This is a genomic window from Methylobacterium sp. Gmos3 (genome assembly GCF_056430985.1).
In genome coordinates, this window is record NZ_JBWJYL010000008.1 from 165,375 (window position 1) to 183,591 (window position 18,217).

Consider the following 18,217-nt stretch of genomic DNA (forward strand, 5'->3'; position numbering starts at 1 on the left):
TGGGGCACATGCCAAACGATACGCCGCCCCGGCAACTCACCTTCGACCTGCCCTTCGATCCCCGCTACGGCCGCGAGGATTTCCTGGTGGGCGATGCCAACGAAGCCGCCTACGGGCTGATCGAGGCATGGCCCAACTGGCCCGACCGCGTGCTGGTGCTCACCGGCCCGGCGGGCAGCGGCAAGAGCCACCTCGCGGCGATCTGGGCCGAGCGTGCCCATGCCTGGACAGTCACGGCCGCGGCGGTGACGCATGACCGTGTCCAGCACCTCGCCTCGAACGGCGCCCTCGTGGTCGAGGACATCGACCGGCCGGAGGGCCGCGACGAAGCCGCCCTGTTCCACCTGCTCAACCTCGCCCGCGAGCGGGGGAGCCCCGTCTTGCTCACCAGCGCGAAGCCGATCGACGCGCTCGGCCTCGCCACGCCCGACCTGCGCTCGCGGCTGCGCCTCGCCCCCGGCGCGGCCATCGACGCGCCGGACGACGCCTTGTTGCGCGCCGTTTTGGTGAAGCTGTTCGTGGATCGCCAGTTGATCGTGGATCTCGGGGTGATCGAGGCGGTGGCCCTCCGCATCGACCGCTCCCTCGGCCGGGCGCGGGACGTGGTGGCCGAACTCGACCGCGACGCCCTCGGGCGCGGGCGGCGGATCAGCAGGCCGCTTGCGGTCGCGGTGCTGCGGCGCATGGGTCTCGACGAGACGGCCGGAGACGCCGAGCCCTGAATCGGGACTGTCATCGAACTGTCGTGACGGCGGCGATGCTCGGGTGGTAAGGGGCGCAGAACGACGACGACGCGGGAAAGCGGAACCAGCCGATGGAATCGACGCCCAAGTCCCTCGACCGCAAGGACAAAGGGGATCAGGCGGAAGGATCGGCCGCTCCGGCGGCCAGGCCTCCGGCCACCCGGCGCCCGGCTGCGCCCCGCCGCACCGTGACCAATAGCACCCCGACGGCGAAGAGCCCGGCGCCGGAGACGGATGCCAACGAGGAATGGCCGACATCGCCGGCGAAGCCGGAGACACCCGCCCCTGTCACCGGCCCCGCGCGCGATCCCGTGGTCGAGGCCGGGCGCAGCCTGCGCCATGCGCCGGAGCGGTTCGTCAACCGCGAGCTGTCCTGGCTGCAATTCAACCGGCGGGTGCTGGAAGAGGCGTCGAACACCAATCATCCGCTGCTGGAGCAGCTCCGCTTCCTGTCGATCTCGGCCAACAATCTGGACGAGTTCTTCATGGTGCGCGTCGCGGGCCTGCACGATCAGGTTCGGGCGGGCATCACCATGCCGTCGCAGGACGGGTTGAGCCCGTCCGAGCAATTGGCGCGGATCGGCGCCGAGGTTTCGAGCCTCGCCGCCGACCAGCAGACGCGCTGGCGCGAGTTGCGCGCGGAGTTGCATGAAGCCGAGATCGACCTCGTGGAGCCCGCCGACCTGACGGGCGATCAGGCAGCATGGCTGGAGGATTACTTCCTCACCTACGTCTTCCCGGTGCTGACGCCGCTCGCCATCGATCCGGCCCACCCGTTCCCGTTCATCCCGAACCTCGGCACGACGGTCGCGCTGATGCTGGTCCGCCCCCGCGACGGGCGGGTGCTGCGGGCCCTAATCCGCATGCCGGGCCTGCTCGACCGGTTCGTGCGCCTGCCCGCATCGGAGGGCGATAGCCAAGCGCGCTTCATCGCCATCGAGCAGGTGATCGTGATGTTCACGGCGCGGCTCTTCCCCGGCTATCTCGTGAAGGGGCAGGGGGCGTTCCGGGTGGTGCGCGATTCCGACCTCGAAATCGAGGAGGAGGCGGAGGACCTCGTCCTGCACTTCGAATCGGCGCTGAAGCAGCGCCGTCGCGGTGTGGTGATCCGCATCGAGGTCGAGGCGGGGATGTCGGAAGAGCTCCGCAACTTCGTCGTGGACGAGTTGGAAATCTCGTCGGACGCCGTGTTCCTCGTGGACGGGATGCTCGCGCTCAACGAACTCTCGCAGATCGTCGGGATCGACCGGCCGGACCTGAAGTTCAAGCCCTACACGCCGCGCTTCCCGGAGCGCATCCGCGAGAGCGGCGGCGATGTCTTCGCCGCGATCCGGCAGAAGGACTTCATCGTCCACCACCCCTACGAGTCGTTCGATTCGGTGGTGCAGTTCCTGGCCCAGGCGGCGCGGGATCCGAACGTCGTCGCGATCAAGCAGACGCTCTACCGCACCTCCTCGAACTCCCCCATCGTCGCGGCGCTGGCCGAGGCGGCCGAACTCGGCAAGTCGGTGACGGCCCTCGTGGAGTTGAAGGCCCGCTTCGATGAGGAGGCGAACATCCGCTGGGCGCGCAACCTCGAGAAGGCGGGCGCGCAAGTGGTGTTCGGCTTCGTCGAGTTGAAGACGCACGCCAAGCTGTCGATGGTGGTCCGCCGCGAGGGTGATCGGCTCGTCACCTACTGCCACGTCGGCACGGGCAATTATCACCCGATCACGGCGCGCATCTACACGGACCTGTCGTTCTTCACGGCGGACCCGGCCATCGCGCGGGACGTGAGCCGGATCTTCAACTTCATCACCGGATACGCCGAGCCGGCCGAGCTGGAGCGGATGGGGGTGTCCCCGCTTACCCTGAAGAACAAGCTCCTGGAGCACATCGAGGCCGAGGTTGCGCATGCCAAGGCCGGGCGCCCAGCGGCGATCTGGATCAAGTGCAACTCGCTGGTGGACCAGCAGATCATCGACGCGCTCTACGACGCCTCGTCGGCGGGGGTGCAGATCGATTGCGTGGTGCGCGGCATCTGCTGCCTGCGGCCGGGCATCCCCGGCCTGTCGGAGACGATCCGGGTGAAGTCCATCGTCGGGCGCTTCCTGGAGCACGGGCGCATCTACGCCTTCGGCAACGGCGTGGGGCTGCCGCACCCGAAGGCCATCGTCTACATTTCCTCGGCGGACCTGATGAGCCGCAACCTCGACCGGCGCGTGGAGGCCCTGCTGCCGATTACGAATCCGACTGTGCACCAGCAGGTGCTGGACCAGATCATGCTGGCCAACCTCCTCGACAACCGGCAAAGCTGGCGTGTACTGGCCTCGGGCGGCTGCGAGCGGATCCAACCCTCCGATGGTGAGGAGCCGTTCAACGCGCACAAATACTTCATGACGAACCCGAGTCTGTCGGGGCGCGGCAAGTCCTCGAAGAAGTCGAGCCCGCGGGCCCTCAGCCGCCGCGCCCGCGCCACGCAGAACGACTAGGACACACCGCTTGGCAAGCCCCAGCGCCATCCTCGCCCCCGCCGAGTTCGCGCAGGGGGTCGTCACCGACCGGAACCGTCCGGTCGCGATCATCGATATCGGCTCCAATTCGGTGCGGCTCGTCGCCTATGACGGGCTCAGCCGCGCGCCGACCCCGATGTACAACGAGAAGGTGCTGTGTGGCCTCGGGCGGAACGTGTTCACCACGGGCCGGCTCAACAACGAGGCCGTGACGCGGGCGCTTGCCGCGCTCAGTCGCTTCCGAATCCTGTGCCGGACCATGCGGGTGTCGCAGGTCTTCGTGCTGGCCACCGCCGCCGCCCGCGATGCGCAGAACGGCCCGGATTTCCTGCGCGCCGCCGAGGAGGCGTGCGGGCAGCAGATCCAGCTTCTCTCGGGCCGGCGGGAAGCGGAGCTTTCGGCGCTCGGCGTCGTGTCCGGCTTCCATGCGCCCGATGGGGTCGTCGGCGACATGGGCGGCGGCTCCCTCGAATTGGTGGATGTGCGCGGCACGGTGGTCGGCCAGGGCGTGACGATGCCGCTCGGCGGCCTCACCCTTCAGGATCTCTCCGGCGGCTCGATCAAGAAGGCCGGCAAGCTCGTGCGCGAGCACATGCGCAAGGCGGCACCGCAACTGGAAACCCTGAAGGGCCGCACCTTCTACGCGGTCGGGGGCACGTGGCGGGCCATCGCCCGCCTGCATCAGGCCTCGCGCGGCTATCCCGTTCACGTGATGCACGGGTACACCGTCGACCCGACCGACGAGTTGAGCTTCCTGCAGATCGTGGAGCAGACCGAAGCCTCGCAATTGCAGGATGTCGAGGCGGTCTCGGAAGCGCGGCGGCCGCTCCTGGCCTACGGTGCCGTGGTGCTGGAAGAGATCATCCGCGTCGGGCGGCCCCGCGCGGTGGCGATCTCGGCCTCCGGCGTGCGCGAGGGTTTGCTGTTCGAGCAACTGGACCGCGACTCGCGGATGGTCGATCCTCTTCTCGCCTCGGCGGCCGAGTTCAACGCCATCCGGGCGCGGGCGCCCGGCCATGGCGAGGAGTTGATCGCCTGGACCGACAAGTTCGTGGCCGATCTCGACGGGCCCGAGACGGCCGACGAGCGCCGGCTTCGCCATGCCGCCTGCCTCCTGGCCGATGTCGGTTGGCGGGCGCACCCGGATTACCGGGGCGAGCAATCCATCGCGGTGATCCAGAACGCGGCCTTCGTCGGCGTCGATCATCCCGGCCGGGCGTATCTCAGCTTGGCGGTATCGCTGCGCCACAACGGCGTTGCGCCGGAAAAGGCCAATCAGGTGCTGCGGGCACTGGCCGGTCCGCGCCTGTTCGAGCGGGCGCGCCTGCTCGGTGCGCTGCTGCGGGTCGCCTTCCCGGTCTCGGCCGGCATGGACGGCGCCCTGCCTCGCGCGCCGCTCTCCGTCGAGGACAACCGCGTGACCCTGCGGCTTCCGGCGGAGTGGAGAAATCTCGGCGGCGAGCGCCTGCTCAACCGCGTCCGCGGCCTCTCCCGCCTCATCGGCCTCGAAGCGCGGATCGTGGTGGGCTGAGCGCGGCTCAGCCCTCCGCAGGCTCGCGGAAATAGGGCTCGACCTTGCCCTTCAACTTCACGGTCATCGGGTTGCCGGCGCGGTCCAGGGCCTTCCCGGCCGACAGACGCACCCAGCCCTCGCTGACGCAATACTCTTCCACGTTCGTCTTCTCGGCACCGTTGAAGCGCACGCCGATGCCGCGCTCCAGAAGCGCCTCGTCGTAGAAGGGGCTGTTCGGGTTCGCCGCCAGGCGGTCGGGGGGCGTCTCGCTCATCGCCTCGGTCCGGCTTCCATCTCATGCGCGGCGCGACGTGCGGGCGCGGCCCCGCCGTTACGGGATTCCGCCGGCCCACGCAACGCGGCGAGCAGGGCGGCGATGTCGGTGCCCTGCAGCAGCGGTACGAGGCGGCTCACCTCGTCCTTCGGCCGGTCCCACCATGCGGCGGCGACGAGCGCCTGCGCCACCTCCGGCGGAAAGCGGTGGCGGACGACGCGCGCCGGGTTGCCGGCCACCACCGCGTAGGGAGGCACGTCACGCGTCACCACCGCGCGGGCGGCCACCACGGCGCCGTGCCCGATCGTGACGCCCGACAGGATCATGCACCCGGAGCCGAGCCAGACATCGTGGCCGATCACCACGTCGCCGCGCGAGACGTGGTAATCGCCCGGCGCATCGGCGTCCGGGAAATGTCCCCGCATCGCCGCGAACGGGTAGGTCGAGGCCCAGTCGAGGCGGTGGCCGCCCCCCAGAAGGATCTCAACACGGTCCGCGATGGAACAATAGCGGCCAATCGTCAGCTTCCGGCCGCTTTCAGGGAAGCGGACCTTGGGCTTGCCGTAGGAATAGGCACCGATGGAGAATCCGTAGCGCCGCGCCACTCGGGCGAGGTGCAGCCGGGTTTCGTTGAGCGGGTTGCGCCCCCTGCGCAGGCGTTGCAACAGACCCATCAGCGCACGATCCCGCCCGGCCGGCGGGGCGGGCACGACGCAGGGCGAGCAGGAGGGCTATTGATGGCCGACAACATGTCCGAGGACCTCAAGACCGGGGCGCTCGTCTACCATCGGCTGCCGCAGCCCGGAAAGCTCGAGATCCAGGCGACGAAGCCGTTGGGCAACCAGCGGGATCTCGCACTGGCCTATTCCCCCGGCGTCGCCGCCGCCTGCATGGCGATCCACGACGATCCGCAGGAGGCCGCGACCCTCACCATCCGCCAGAACCTCGTCGCGGTGCTCTCGAACGGCACGGCCGTGCTGGGCCTCGGCGATATCGGCCCGCTGGCCTCGAAGCCGGTGATGGAGGGCAAGGCCGTCCTGTTCAAGAAGTTCGCCGGCATCGACGTGTTCGACATCGAGGTGAACCAGAAGGACGTCTCCAAGCTCGTGGACGTCGTCTGCGCCCTGGAGCCGACCTTCGGCGGCATCAACCTCGAGGACATCAAGGCGCCGGAATGCTTCGAGGTCGAGGAGCAGTGCCGGGCGCGGATGAACATCCCGGTCTTCCACGACGATCAGCACGGCACGGCGATCATCGTCGCGGCGGCCGTCCTGAACGGGCTCGAACTCGCCGGCAAGAGCCTCGAGAACGTCCGCATCGTCACCTCGGGGGCGGGCGCGGCGGCGCTCGCTTGCCTCAACCTCCTCGTGTCGCTGGGCGCCCGCGTCGAGAACATCACGGTCACGGACATCAAGGGCGTGGTCTACAAGGGCCGCCCCGAGCTGATGGACCGCTGGAAGGACGTCTACGCGCAGGAGACCGACAAGCGGACCCTCGCGGAGGTGATTCCCGGGGCCGACGTGTTCATCGGCCTCTCAGCGGGCGGCGTGCTGAAGCCGGAATACCTGCGCGAGATGGCCGAGAAGCCGCTCATCATGGCGCTCGCCAACCCCTACCCGGAGATCATGCCCGACCTCGCCGAGAAGGAGCGGCCGGACGCGATGATCTGCACCGGCCGGTCGGACTTCCCGAACCAGGTCAACAACGTCCTCTGCTTCCCCTACATCTTCCGGGGCGCCCTCGATGTCGGCGCCCACAAGATCAACGAGGAGATGAAGAAGGCGGCCGTGAAGGCCATCGCGGGCCTCGCCCACGAGACGACCTCCGACGTGGTGGCCCGTGCCTATGGCGGCGAGGTGCGGCCCTTCGGACCGAAATCGCTGATCCCGAGCCCGTTCGATCCGCGCCTGATCCTGCGCATCGCCCCCGCCGTCGCCCAGGCGGCGATGGATTCGGGCGTCGCCGGCCGGCCGCTGGAGGATATCCAGGCCTATACCGACAGCCTGGACCGGTTCGTCCACCGCTCCGGCCTCATCATGAAGCCGCTCTTCTCCAAGGCGAAAGAGAACCCGAAGCGGGTGATCTACGCCGAGGGCGAGGACGAGCGCGTGCTGCGCGCCGTGCAGGCCATCGTGGAGGACAGGGTCGCCCTGCCGATCCTCGTCGGCCGCCCGCGCGTGGTCGAGACGCGGCTGAAGCGCTTCGGCCTGTCGATCAAGCTCGGTCGCGACTTCGAGCTGATCGATCCCGAGGACGATCCCCGCTACCGCTCCTTCGTCCAGACCTATCTGGACGTCGCCGGCCGCCGGGGCATCACGCCCGACGCCGCGCGCACCCTCGTGCGCACCAACAGCACGATCATCGGCGCCATCGCCGTGCGCCGGGGCGAGGCCGACGCGCTGATCTGCGGCCTCGAAGGCCGATTCGAGACGCGCCTGCGGATCATCCGCGATGTGATCGGCCTGCAGCCGGGCATCAACCAGCTCGCGGCGATGAGCCTGATCATCACCAACGAGGGTCCGTACTTCCTGACGGACACGCATGTCCGCCAAAATCCGAACGCGGAGGAGATCGCCGAGATCGCCCTGGCGAGCGCCGGCCACGTGGCGCGCTTCGGCATCACGCCCAAGATCGCGCTTCTCAGCCATTCCGATTTCGGCCAGTCCGATTCGGCCTCGGCGGTGAAGATGCGGGAGGCTCTGGCGCTGATCGAGGAGCGCGATCCCAGCCTTCAGGTCGACGGCGAGATGCAGGCGGATTCGGCGCTGTCGGAGACGGTCCGTGATCGCGTCCTGCCGGGCTCGCGGTTGAAGGGCGCGGCCAACGTCCTGGTGTTCCCGAACCTCGACGCGGCCAACATTGCGTTCCAGTTCGCCAAGGTCCTCGCCGACGCGCTGCCCGTGGGGCCGCTGCTCATCGGCCCGGCCAAGCCCGCCCACATCCTCACGCCGTCCGTGACGGCGCGCGGCATCGTGAACGTCACGGCCGCGGCGGTGGTGGAGGCGCAGGCCGTCAGTGAGGTCCCGGTCGAGGGCGGCGAGGCCGGCGCGGGAATGACGTCCGAGTGATCAGCGGCGGGCCAGCGCGGCCTCGAAGTCGCGCTGCGCCCCCCGCACCAGGGCGGCGACCTGATCGGCCGAACGTGGCCCGTCGATGACGAGGCTCGTGAGGATGTCGCCGCGCCGCTGGCGCTGCTTGGCCGTGCGCGAATGGTTGGACAGGCGCAGGAACCAGGGGCATCCCGGCCGCTGAAGATAAAAGCTGTCGCCGCGCTCGTTCCGCGCGGCGACGACGAAGCCTTCGGATTCGAGCAGGCGCGCGGCCAGGCCGAGGGCGGCGAGCGGCGGCAAGGTCGCGCTCAAGGCCCTGCCGGTTCGATGGTGCCGAGGCTGCGGCGCCCCAGCGCACGGGCCTTCAACGCGAGGGCAGGGCGCTCGACGGCGTACCACGACAGCCCCGCCACCGGCACGGTGATGAGGAGCGCCGGCACCAACAGCGCGAGGCCGGTCGGCGCCGGCCAGAGGGCATGCAGGGTCTGCTGCACCGGCCAGCCGTAGAGATAGATCCCATAGGAGAAGTCTGAAGGCGGGTCGAAGGGCCGAAAGGCGAGCGGCCCCAAGGCCAGCCAGATCGCGGCATAGGCGGTGCCGAGGAACAGCAGCGCGGGATAGGCGGGCGTCCGGGCCAGGACGAAGAGCGCGAGCCCGAGGCACAGCATCGCCGGGGCGGCGATGCGCAGCGTGTCGCGCCAGAGATAGAGGCACGCCCCGGCGGCGAAGATCATCGGCAAGCGGAGGGCCGTCTCGACCCCCTTCGCCAGCGCGTCGCCGTGCAGGGCAACTCCCACGGAAAGGCCGAGGGCGAGGCCGAAGCAGAGCAGCGTCGCCGCCCAGCGCCGCCGCAGCAGGCCGCACAAGCCGGCGACGAAGACGCCGAGGTAGCAGAGCACCTCGTATTTCAGCGTCCACACCGTGCCGAGTGGCGAGCGGTAGGGATTGCCTTCGAACACGCCGGGCAGGGCGGCGTTGCTCTTGAAGGTGGTGAGCGTGTTGCGCACGAAGGCCCAGAGGCCCGGATCGCGCCAGTACTCGCCGAGCGGCAGGCGCGTCATCGCCGCCCCGAGGATGAGGGACACGACCAGCGTCGCGGCCACGAGCCCCGGCAGGATACGCAGGGTCCGCGCCAGGGCATAGTCGCGCAGGCCGCGCCGGTCGCAACTCATGGTCACGAGGAAGCCCGAGACGGCGAAGAAGCCGTTCACCGCGTGCTCGCCCAGTGTGTAGCCCGTGGCCTTGGCCAGGGGCTCGTCGGCGGCGATCCCCGTGGCGACGCTGAAGGCGTGCGACACGACGACGGCGAGCGCCAGGATCAGGCGCAGGCCTGTGAAACCGTTGGGCTTGCGGGCCAGCGCCTCGGCGATGGTCGGTGCGCCCCTCACGAAAGGCCCTCGTGTGCCAGAGCCCCGCGCCCGCGCCACGCGGCATAGGCGCCGGCGACCGAGCCGCCGTAGCGCTCGAGTCCGGCCCGCCGGAACACTAGAGCCGACAGGACGGCCTTGGGCAGATTGACGATCATCGTGGACAGGCTCGGATCCGGCAGGCCGTATTTACGGCTCACATAGGCCCGCGACCACGCCTGATGCCAGCGCGACCGGAACACGCGGCCGGGCTCCGGCGCGGACGAGCGCCCCCGCCCGTGAATCGCCACCGCTGCGTGAACATGGACGAGCGCCCGGCCGGAATCGGCCATCCGGCGGCAGAAATCATCGTCCTCGTAGAAGAGGAAGATGGCCTCGTCGAAGCCGCCGAGCGCCAGGTATAGGTCGCGCCTCACCAGGAAGCAGGCGCCCGAGAGGAACGGCGCACAGGCATCGCCGTCGGGCAGGTCGCGCCGGCCCTGCGGATTGGTGAGGTAGGGCGCGAGCAGCGAGCGCGGCTGGTAGAAGAACCGCCCGTCCGGCTCCACGATACGCGGGGCGAGGAGCCCGGCATCGGGCCAGTCCCGCGCGGCGGCGAGCAACGCCGAAGCCGCCCCCGGCTTCAATACCACGTCGGGGTTGATGATCAGGACGTGAGCAGCGCCCTCGGCCGCCCTGACGCCGATATTGTTGGCTCGGCCGTAGCCCTCGTTGCGGGCATTGCGCACCACGCGGGCGCCGGCGGCCTCGGCCACCGCCACGGAGGCGTCGCGGCTGGCATTGTCGACCACGATGGCCGGAACCCCCTCCCGCGCCAACGCCGCGAGGCAGGCGGGGAGGGCATCGGCGCTGTCATGGGCGACGACGATCGCCGTGAGGTCGCTCATACCCTCCATCGACTACGAGTGGAGCCCTTGGCCTCGCAACTCTCCATCGTCATTGCGAGCAGAGCGAAGCAATCCAGCCGGCACTGCTGCCCCCGGAGAGGTCGCGCTCTGGATTGCTTCGGCTCCGCCTCGCAATGACGGAGCAAGCCTCGGCCTGGGCTACTCATCGAGGAGCGTCGTCAGGCCTTCTTCTCCGGCAGGTTCAGGCGGATGTGCAGCTCGCGGAGCTGCTTCGCCGTCGCCTCGGAGGGGGCGCCCATCATCAGATCCTCGGCCCGCTGGTTCATCGGGAACAGCACGACCTCGCGGATGTTCGGCTCGTTGCAGAGGAGCATGACGATGCGGTCCACACCCGGCGCGATGCCACCGTGCGGCGGGGCGCCGAGGCGGAGCGCATTCAACATGCCGCCGAACTTCGCCTCCAGCACGTCCTTGCCGTAGCCGGCGATGGCGAAGGCCTTCTCCATCACGTCGGGACGGTGGTTCCTGATGGCGCCCGAGGACAGTTCCACGCCGTTGCAGACGATGTCGTACTGGAACGCCTTGATATCGAGGATCGTCTTGGTGAGCTCACCGGTCTCGCCATCGGTCGCCAGCTTCTCGACGTCGAATTTGAGGAAGTCCTCGCGATCGATGTTGGGCATCGAGAACGGGTTGTGGGAGAAGTCGACCTTCTTGTCTTCCTCGTTCCACTCGTACATCGGGAAATCGGTGATCCAGCAGAACGCGTACTGATCCTTGTCGGAGAGGTTCAGTTCGTCGCCGATGCGGATGCGCGCCTTGCCGGCGAGCCCGGCGGCCTTGGCCTCGACCCCGGCCGAGAAGAACACCGCGTCGCCCGCCTTCACCTTGGCCTTCTCGGCCATGATCGCCTGGACCGGCGCCGGGATGAACTTGGCGATCGGCCCCTTGCCGACGAGCGTCCCGCCCTCGTCCTCGAACACGACATAGCCGAGGCCCGGCGCGCCTTCCGAGCGCGCCCACTCGTTGAGCTTGTCGAAGAACGAGCGGGGCTGGCCGCCTGCCCCCGGCGCGGGGATCGCGCGGACCACGCCGCCCGCCTTGATCGCGCCCTTGAACGCCTTGAACTCCACGTCGTCGCGGGCGAACTCGTCGGTCACGTCAGCGATCAGGAGCGGGTTGCGCAGATCCGGCTTGTCGACACCGTATTTCAGCATCGCGTCCGCGTAGGTGATGCGCGGGAATTCCTTGGTGACGCGCTTGCCCTCGGCGAACTCCTCGAACACGCCGCGCAGGACAGGCTCCACGGCCTGGAACACGTCCTCCTGTGTGACGAAGCTCATCTCGATGTCGAGCTGGTAGAACTCGCCCGGCGAGCGGTCGGCGCGGGCATCCTCGTCGCGGAAGCAGGGGGCGATCTGGAAGTAGCGGTCGAAGCCCGCGATCATCGTCAGCTGCTTGAACTGCTGCGGCGCCTGCGGGAGCGCGTAGAACTTGCCGGGATGGACGCGCGACGGAACGAGGTAGTCGCGGGCGCCCTCCGGCGACGAGGCGGTCAGGATCGGCGTCTGGAATTCGAAGAACCCGCCGTCGCGCATCCGGCGGCGCAGCGAGTCGATGATCGCGCCGCGCTTCATGATGTTGGCGTGCAGCTTCTCCCGGCGCAGGTCGAGGAAGCGGTACTTGAGGCGCGTCTCTTCCGGATATTCGAGGTCGCCGAAGACCGGCAGCGGCAGCTCGCCCGCCGGGCCCAGCACTTCGAGGTCATCGATATAGACCTCGACCGCACCGGTCGGCAGCTCGGCATTCTCGGTGCCGGCGGGGCGGGTGCGCACCCGGCCGTCGATGCGGATCACCCATTCGGAGCGCACGGCCTCGGCGGCGGCGAAGGCCTTCGAATCCGAATCCACCACGCACTGCGTGACGCCGTAATGGTCGCGCAGGTCCACGAACAGCACGCCGCCATGGTCGCGGACGCGGTGGCACCAGCCGGAGAGGCGAACGGTCTGCCCGACTTCGGACGGGCGCAATGCCCCGCAGGTGTGGGTACGGTAACGGTGCATGACGGCTTCTTCTCAGGGGAGGCCGGCACCATTCACGCGAGGCCATCCAAGTCAAGCGCGGCGTCGAATGGCCGGCTCCGCGGCCGCCCCCGCCGCCCCGTGCGGGATGCGCCGGCTCGGTATACCGACGCGACGGGATAACGCGCGGAAAATGCTACAAGTCCCGGCAAAACCGGCACGGGGGCCTCAAGCCGCTTCCCCAACCCGCCGGGGCTTGCGTATAGCCGGAACATGGATCTGATCACCGACACCGCCGAATTGCGCGACGTCTGCACGCGGCTCTCTGCGCAGCCCTTCGTGACCGTCGATACCGAATTCATGCGCGAGACGACTTACTATCCTAAGTTGTGTCTCATCCAGATGGCCGCACCGGATGGCAGCGCCGTCCTCGTGGACCCCCTCGCGCCCGGTCTCGATCTGCAACCCTTCGTGGACTTGATGTCGGACGAAGGGGTGGTGAAGGTGTTCCATTCGGCGCGGCAGGATCTGGAGATCGTCTGGATGCTGGGGCGCACCCTGCCGCATCCGTTCTTCGACACCCAGGTCGCGGCGATGGTCTGCGGCTACGGCGATTCGGTGTCGTACGAGCAACTCGTCAACGACGTGGCGAAGGCGAAGATCGACAAGTCGTCGCGCTTCACCGACTGGTCACGCCGGCCGCTGTCAGACGCGCAGCTGGCCTACGCCCTCTCGGACGTGACGCATCTCGTGAAGATCTACGAGGCGCTGGTCGCGGAGTTGCTGCGCACCGACCGGGGCGCCTGGCTCGACGAGGAGATGGCGGTCCTCACGTCGCCGGAGACCTATCAGGCCGATCCGCAGCAGGCCTGGCGGCGGCTCGCCGGGCGGATGCGCAAGCCCCGCGAGATCGCGGTGCTGATGGAGGTCGCCGCGTGGCGCGAGCGGGAGGCACAGTCGCGCAACGTCCCGCGCGGGCGCGTGCTCAAGGATGAAGCGGTGATCGACGTGGCCTCGGCCGCGCCGCGCAGCGTCGAGGCCCTCGGACGCCTGCGAACCATTCCGGCGGGCTTCGAGCGCTCGCGGACCGGCGCCGACATCCTCGCCGCCGTCGAACGCGGCCTCGCGAACGATCCGACCGCCATCGCCATGCCGGAACGCATCCGTCGCTCCGGCGGCAACGGTGCGCTGGTGGAATTGCTGAAGGTGCTCCTGAAGGCGGTGTGCGAAGCGGAAGGGGTCGCGCCCAAGATCATCGCCACCGTCGACGATCTCGAAGCCCTGGCCGACGACGACGAGGCGGAGGTGCCGGTGCTGCAGGGCTGGCGACGGTCGCTCTTCGGCGAGAAGGCGCTGGCGCTGAAGCATGGCCGGCTCGCGTTGTCGGCGCGCGGCAACCGCATCGTCGTCCACGAGCTGGACGCGCCCTCTCCCTGACAGATCTGCGGATCCTCACTCGGAACCGGTGACAGACCGAACGACCGGGATTAAGTGGCAATCAGTTTGCCGCTTTATCCTGGCGCGTTTCTGCGTATGTCCGAACCCGACGACGGTCCGAACATCCATACCGGCCGCGGCGTCGTGCTCGCGGAAGGATGCGAACCCGTGCGGGTCCGCTACAGGGTCGTCATCGAGCACCGCCCGGACGGCGCCTTCGCTCACGGCACCCTCACCGGCCGCCACGCGGGTCTCTGGCCGATCTGGCTCGAACCGGACGCGCTGTTGCGTCTCAAGAACGGCCGCAGCTTCGCCGTTTCCGTGACCGACCTCGTGGGCGACATCGCCGAGTTCGAATCGACCGGACCCGTCCCGACATTCTGAATAGACTCAGCCCGTCCGACGATTCCCCGGTTTCTTAGGGTTCCTGTTGCGGCAGCCCGTCGCGGAACCCATTCCTTTGCCGAATTCTCCCGCCAAAAACGGGCGGATCATGCGGCGAGACGGCGCAATCCCCAGCCGGCCCACACGGGCCTTCCCGCTGCTCAACGCGTCCTCACGCTTCGGTGATGCCGCAGCGCGATAGTCGTAGCTGACATACTTCTTTCAGCATCATTTTCTACTGACATTCCTCTATGCCGCGCCAAAACAACAGACTTTTCGACTTTTGCGTCGGCCATCGGCGCGCGCTACGCTCTATCGATGCGGAACCTGAACGCCGGATGTTCGCAGCGCAATATGATTTTGTGCGTGGCAGCAACTAAGCCGTTTTCACCTATGGGAAACCATCCGTGGCCCTGAGGCGGGAACCCGCCTAAAACTGCGTGTTGACGGCGCTCAAAAATCTCTTAAGGTCCGTCGCAGCTTCGGTTTCGAGGGGGCTGCCTAAGGGGATGGGCGGCCTCTGGCCGGAGGTCTGAAGAAGATCTCCGTCACCCTTACGCCCGCTATCGAGGCTCTATCCCTGTCGCGAAAGAGTCAGTCGAAGTCTTTCTGGCATTGCTCTCGAGGCATGTTCTGAAGGCTTACTAATGACTTGTCGGAGGAATCCATGAGAGCGGTACATCTCCTTGCCCTCGGGGCAGGCGTTGCGGCCGTCGCCGCGCCGGCGCTCGCCAACGAGAGCGTCCTGAAGGGCATCGCCAACCCTGCAGAGCAGGTGCTTCAGACGGTCGACTACGCCAACACGCGCTTTTCGAAGCTCGACCAGATCAACAAGGACAACGTGAAGAACCTCCAGGTCGCCTGGACGTTCTCGACCGGCGTCCTGCGTGGCCACGAGGGCTCTCCGCTCGTCGTCGGCAACATGATGTACGTGCACACGCCGTTCCCGAACATCGTGTACGCGCTCGACCTCGATCACGACGCCAAGATCGTGTGGAAGTACGAGCCCAAGCAGGATCCGTCCGTGATCCCGGTCATGTGCTGTGACACGGTGAACCGTGGTCTGGCCTATGCCGACGGCGCCATCCTCCTCCACCAGGCCGACACGACCGTGGTTTCGCTCGATGCGAAGTCCGGCAAGGTCAACTGGTCGGTGAAGAACGGCGACCCGTCCAAGGGCGCGACCAACACCGCCACCGTCCTTCCCGTGAAGGACAAGGTCATCGTCGGCATCTCCGGCGGCGAGTTCGGCGTGCAGTGCCACGTCACCGCCTACGACCTGAAGACCGGCAAGCTCGCCTGGCGCGCCTTCTCGGAAGGTCCGGACGACCAGATCATGGTCGACCCGGAGAAGACCACCGAGCTCGGCAAGCCGGTCGGCAAGGATTCCTCGATCAAGACCTGGGAAGGCGATCAGTGGAAGACCGGCGGCGGCTGCACCTGGGGCTGGTTCTCCTACGACCCCAAGCTGAACCTGATGTACTACGGCTCGGGCAACCCCTCCACCTGGAACCCGAAGCAGCGTCCGGGCGACAACAAGTGGTCCATGACCATTTGGGCGCGTAATCCCGAGACGGGCGTCGCCAAGTGGGTCTACCAGATGACCCCCCACGACGAGTGGGATTACGACGGCATCAACGAGATGATCCTCACGGATCAGAAGGTTGACGGCAAGGATCAGCCGCTCCTGACCCACTTCGACCGTAACGGCTTCGGCTACACCCTGAACCGTGACACCGGCGCCCTCCTGGTCGCCGAGAAGTACGATCCGGCCGTCAACTGGGCGACCAAGGTCGACATGGACAAGGGTTCGAAGACCTACGGCCGTCCGCTGGTCGTGTCGAAGTACTCGACCGAGCAGAACGGTGAGGACGTGAACTCGAAGGGCATCTGCCCGGCGGCCCTCGGCTCCAAGGATCAGCAGCCTGCTGCGTTCTCGCCGAAGACCAACCTGTTCTACGTGCCCACCAACCACGTCTGCATGGACTACGAGCCGTTCCGGGTGACCTACACCCCGGGCCAGCCCTACGTCGGTGCGACCCTCTCGATGTACCCGGCTCCGAACTCCCACGGCGGCATGGGTAACTTCATCGCTTGGGACGGCGTGAACGGTAAGATCAAGTGGTCGAACCCCGAGCAGTTCTCGGTGTGGTCGGGTGCTCTCGCCACCGCCGGTGACGTGGTGTTCTACGGAACCCTCGAGGGTTACATCAAGGCTGTCGACGACAAGTCCGGTAAGGAGCTCTGGAAGTTCAAGACTCCGTCGGGCATCATCGGCAACGTGATGACCTACCAGCACAAGGGCAAGCAGTACGTGGGCGTCCTGTCGGGCGTCGGCGGCTGGGCCGGCATCGGCCTCGCGGCCGGCCTGACCGACCCGAACGCCGGCCTCGGCGCGGTGGGTGGCTACGCGGCTCTGTCGCAGTACACCAACCTCGGCGGCCAGTTGACCGTCTTCGCTCTGCCGAACTAATCGGCCGCAGTGATCTGCTAAAATCGGTGCCGGCGCGGGCTTCCGCGCCGGCATCCTTTTGATTAGAACTGCACGCAAGAGGTCTCTGCTCGAAGGGAGACGGAAAGACCTCATTCCAGGGAGAAGCCCACGTTGCTCCACCTCAGCACCATCATCACGCGGCCCGTTCTGGCCGCCCTCGCCCTAGCGACCGTTTCCGCGGTCGCCGTACATGCTGAGGATGCCAAGCCCGATCCCGCCCTCGCCAACTCGCTGAACGCGAACGACAAGACCGCCGAACAGGACCCGGACCTTCTCAAGAAGGACGCGGCGGTGAAGATCGAGGACGGAAAGTATATCGACGCCGACGGTCATCCGACCTTCCACGTCACCGACGACGGCAAGAAGCTCGACTGGTACAGCTACTCCGGCTACCGCCGCTATCACGCCGAGTGCCACGTCTGCCACGGCCCGGACGGCATGGGTTCGACCTACGCGCCGGCGCTCAAGGATTCGCTGAAGCATCTCTCCTACGAAGAGTTCATCGGCATCCTGGTCGGCGGCAAGCAGGACGTGAACGCCGCCGAGCAGAAGGTCATGCCGGCCTTCGGCGACAACAAGAACGTCATGTGCTACTCGGACGACCTCTACGTCTACCTGAAGGCCCGCGCCGCAGGTGCCATCGGCCGTATCCGGCCGAGCGACCACGAGGAAAAGCCCGACGCCGCCAAGAAGACCGAGAAGGAGTGCATGGGCTTCTGATGGCCCAGGCCCCTCGGCTTGCGATCCTCTGCGCCCTGTCGATGACGGTGGCGCAGGGGGCTGTCGCACAGCACCTGCCGGATACAGTGACGACCGACGTCCTGCGTGTCTGCGGCGATCCCGGCAACATGCCGTTCTCCGAACGCAAGGAAGACGGCTTCGAGAACAAGATCGCCGCGATCATCGCGGACGAATTGAAGGTGAAGGTCCGTTATTACTGGCTGACGCAGGGGCCGGGCTTCGTCCGGAACACGCTCGGGACCGGCCTGTGCGATCTGGTGATCGGCCAAGCCTTCGGCAGCGACCTCCTCCAGACGACGAACCCCTATTATCGCTCGACCTATACCCTCGTGACGCGCAAGGGCGAGTTCGACGGTGTCGTCGCCCTCGACGACCCGCGCTTGAAGGGCAAGAAGATCGGTGTCATCGCCGGCACGCCCCCGGTCAACCGCATGGGCGATCTCGGCCTCGTCTCCGCGATGAAGGCTTACCCGCCCTACGCCCTCGATCCGCAGCGGAAGTTCCAGACCGTCTCGGCCCAGGTGATCGCGGATCTCGCGGCGAAGGACATCGACGCCGCCGTGCTCTGGGGTCCGGCCGCCGGTTGGCTCGCCAAGCAGAGCGGCGCCGATCTGGTCGTCACGCCCCTGCTCAAGGAGCCGGAGCGCCCGCCGATGGCCTACCGGATCGCGATGGGCGTGCGGCTCGGTGAGAACGACTGGAAGCGCAGCCTGAACACCATCCTCCGCAAGCGCAGCGCCGATATCGACAAGGTGCTGCGCGAGTACGACGTGCCGCTTCTCGATCAGGACGAGAATAAACTGGCGGAACCCGGCGAGCGGTAAGCTCGCTTCCGGCCCGCAGAGGGGAGGGG

At 67.6% G+C, this 18,217-nt stretch carries 15 protein-coding genes; 9 read left to right on the forward strand and 6 right to left on the reverse strand.

Annotated elements, in window-relative coordinates; all coding sequences use genetic code 11:
* Nucleotides 1-8: 8 nt before the first annotated feature.
* The 3 genes from ACS5Q7_RS18000 (at nt 9) to ppx (ending at nt 4,766) form a co-directional block, all read left to right on the forward strand.
* A complete protein-coding gene (locus tag ACS5Q7_RS18000; RefSeq protein ID WP_478340638.1) occupies nt 9-722 on the forward strand; it encodes a P-loop NTPase family protein in 714 nt (237 codons plus the stop codon).
* A gap of 92 nt (nt 723-814) precedes the next feature.
* Nucleotides 815-3,214 (forward strand): RNA degradosome polyphosphate kinase, encoded by a 2,400-nt coding sequence (locus tag ACS5Q7_RS18005; protein WP_478340639.1) that lies wholly within the window; start codon nt 815-817, stop codon nt 3,212-3,214.
* A gap of 10 nt (nt 3,215-3,224) precedes the next feature.
* Nucleotides 3,225-4,766 carry an exopolyphosphatase gene (ppx, locus tag ACS5Q7_RS18010; RefSeq protein ID WP_478340640.1) on the forward strand — a complete coding sequence of 514 codons (1,542 nt, stop codon included), beginning with the start codon at nt 3,225-3,227 and terminating at the stop codon, nt 4,764-4,766.
* 7 nt (nt 4,767-4,773) lie between these two features.
* On the opposite strand, the gene ACS5Q7_RS18015 is transcribed toward ppx, so the two are convergent.
* Both ACS5Q7_RS18015 and ACS5Q7_RS18020 read right to left on the reverse strand, forming a co-directional pair.
* A complete protein-coding gene (locus ACS5Q7_RS18015; protein ID WP_378970337.1) occupies nt 4,774-5,022 on the reverse strand; it encodes a DUF3297 family protein in 249 nt (82 codons plus the stop codon).
* Nucleotides 5,019-5,687 (reverse strand): CatB-related O-acetyltransferase, encoded by a 669-nt coding sequence (locus tag ACS5Q7_RS18020; protein WP_478340829.1) that lies wholly within the window; start codon nt 5,685-5,687, stop codon nt 5,019-5,021. Before ACS5Q7_RS18020 ends, ACS5Q7_RS18015 begins: the two co-directional genes overlap by 4 nt.
* Nucleotides 5,688-5,759: 72 nt before the next feature.
* Here ACS5Q7_RS18020 and ACS5Q7_RS18025 point away from each other — a divergent pair, with 72 nt between their 5' ends.
* The gene (locus ACS5Q7_RS18025; protein ID WP_478340641.1) at nt 5,760-8,090 is read left to right on the forward strand and encodes an NADP-dependent malic enzyme; all 2,331 of its coding nucleotides are present in this window, start codon (nt 5,760-5,762) and stop codon (nt 8,088-8,090) included.
* Here ACS5Q7_RS18025 and ACS5Q7_RS18030 read toward each other — a convergent pair whose 3' ends face one another.
* The 4 genes from ACS5Q7_RS18030 to aspS form a co-directional block, all read right to left on the reverse strand.
* Nucleotides 8,091-8,384 (reverse strand): hypothetical protein, encoded by a 294-nt coding sequence (locus ACS5Q7_RS18030; RefSeq protein WP_478340642.1) that lies wholly within the window; start codon nt 8,382-8,384, stop codon nt 8,091-8,093.
* Nucleotides 8,381-9,460: an acyltransferase family protein gene (locus tag ACS5Q7_RS18035; RefSeq protein WP_478340643.1), complete on the reverse strand. Its 1,080-nt coding sequence runs from the start codon at nt 9,458-9,460 to the stop codon at nt 8,381-8,383. The genes ACS5Q7_RS18030 and ACS5Q7_RS18035 overlap by 4 nt, the downstream gene beginning before the upstream one ends.
* The gene (locus ACS5Q7_RS18040) at nt 9,457-10,326 is read right to left on the reverse strand and encodes a glycosyltransferase family 2 protein (RefSeq protein WP_478340644.1); all 870 of its coding nucleotides are present in this window, start codon (nt 10,324-10,326) and stop codon (nt 9,457-9,459) included. The genes ACS5Q7_RS18035 and ACS5Q7_RS18040 overlap by 4 nt, the downstream gene beginning before the upstream one ends.
* A 179-nt stretch (nt 10,327-10,505) precedes the next feature.
* A complete protein-coding gene (aspS, locus tag ACS5Q7_RS18045) occupies nt 10,506-12,350 on the reverse strand; it encodes an aspartate--tRNA ligase (protein WP_478340645.1) in 1,845 nt (614 codons plus the stop codon).
* 231 nt (nt 12,351-12,581) lie between these two features.
* Here aspS and rnd point away from each other — a divergent pair, with 231 nt between their 5' ends.
* The 5 genes from rnd (at nt 12,582) to xoxJ (ending at nt 18,188) form a co-directional block, all read left to right on the forward strand.
* Nucleotides 12,582-13,745, forward strand: a complete 1,164-nt coding sequence (gene rnd / locus ACS5Q7_RS18050; RefSeq protein WP_478340646.1) for a ribonuclease D — start codon at nt 12,582-12,584, stop codon at nt 13,743-13,745.
* Between the two features lie 96 nt (nt 13,746-13,841).
* Nucleotides 13,842-14,129: a hypothetical protein gene (locus ACS5Q7_RS18055; protein ID WP_478340647.1), complete on the forward strand. Its 288-nt coding sequence runs from the start codon at nt 13,842-13,844 to the stop codon at nt 14,127-14,129.
* A gap of 667 nt (nt 14,130-14,796) precedes the next feature.
* The gene (xoxF1, locus tag ACS5Q7_RS18060) at nt 14,797-16,602 is read left to right on the forward strand and encodes a lanthanide-dependent methanol dehydrogenase XoxF1 (protein ID WP_478340648.1); all 1,806 of its coding nucleotides are present in this window, start codon (nt 14,797-14,799) and stop codon (nt 16,600-16,602) included.
* Between the two features lie 132 nt (nt 16,603-16,734).
* Nucleotides 16,735-17,343, forward strand: coding sequence for a c-type cytochrome, methanol metabolism-related (locus ACS5Q7_RS18065; RefSeq protein ID WP_478340649.1), 609 nt, complete (start codon nt 16,735-16,737; stop codon nt 17,341-17,343).
* On the forward strand, nt 17,343-18,188 hold the full coding sequence (gene xoxJ / locus ACS5Q7_RS18070; RefSeq protein WP_478340650.1) for a rare earth element methanol dehydrogenase accessory protein XoxJ: 846 nt from the start codon (nt 17,343-17,345) through the stop codon (nt 18,186-18,188). Before ACS5Q7_RS18065 ends, xoxJ begins: the two co-directional genes overlap by 1 nt.
* The last annotated feature ends 29 nt before the right edge of the window (nt 18,189-18,217 follow it).

Coding starts and splice junctions, on each gene's coding strand:
- xoxJ (WP_478340650.1), top strand. CDS start 17,343: ATGGCCCAGGCCCCTCGGCTTGCGATCCTCTGCGCCCTGTCGATGACG.
- ACS5Q7_RS18025 (WP_478340641.1), top strand. CDS start 5,760: ATGGCCGACAACATGTCCGAGGACCTCAAGACCGGGGCGCTCGTCTAC.
- xoxF1 (WP_478340648.1), top strand. CDS start 14,797: ATGAGAGCGGTACATCTCCTTGCCCTCGGGGCAGGCGTTGCGGCCGTC.
- ACS5Q7_RS18015 (WP_378970337.1), bottom strand. CDS start 5,022: ATGAGCGAGACGCCCCCCGACCGCCTGGCGGCGAACCCGAACAGCCCC.
- rnd (WP_478340646.1), top strand. CDS start 12,582: ATGGATCTGATCACCGACACCGCCGAATTGCGCGACGTCTGCACGCGG.
- ACS5Q7_RS18000 (WP_478340638.1), top strand. CDS start 9: ATGCCAAACGATACGCCGCCCCGGCAACTCACCTTCGACCTGCCCTTC.
- ACS5Q7_RS18005 (WP_478340639.1), top strand. CDS start 815: ATGGAATCGACGCCCAAGTCCCTCGACCGCAAGGACAAAGGGGATCAG.
- ACS5Q7_RS18055 (WP_478340647.1), top strand. CDS start 13,842: ATGTCCGAACCCGACGACGGTCCGAACATCCATACCGGCCGCGGCGTC.
- aspS (WP_478340645.1), bottom strand. CDS start 12,350: ATGCACCGTTACCGTACCCACACCTGCGGGGCATTGCGCCCGTCCGAA.
- ACS5Q7_RS18040 (WP_478340644.1), bottom strand. CDS start 10,326: ATGAGCGACCTCACGGCGATCGTCGTCGCCCATGACAGCGCCGATGCC.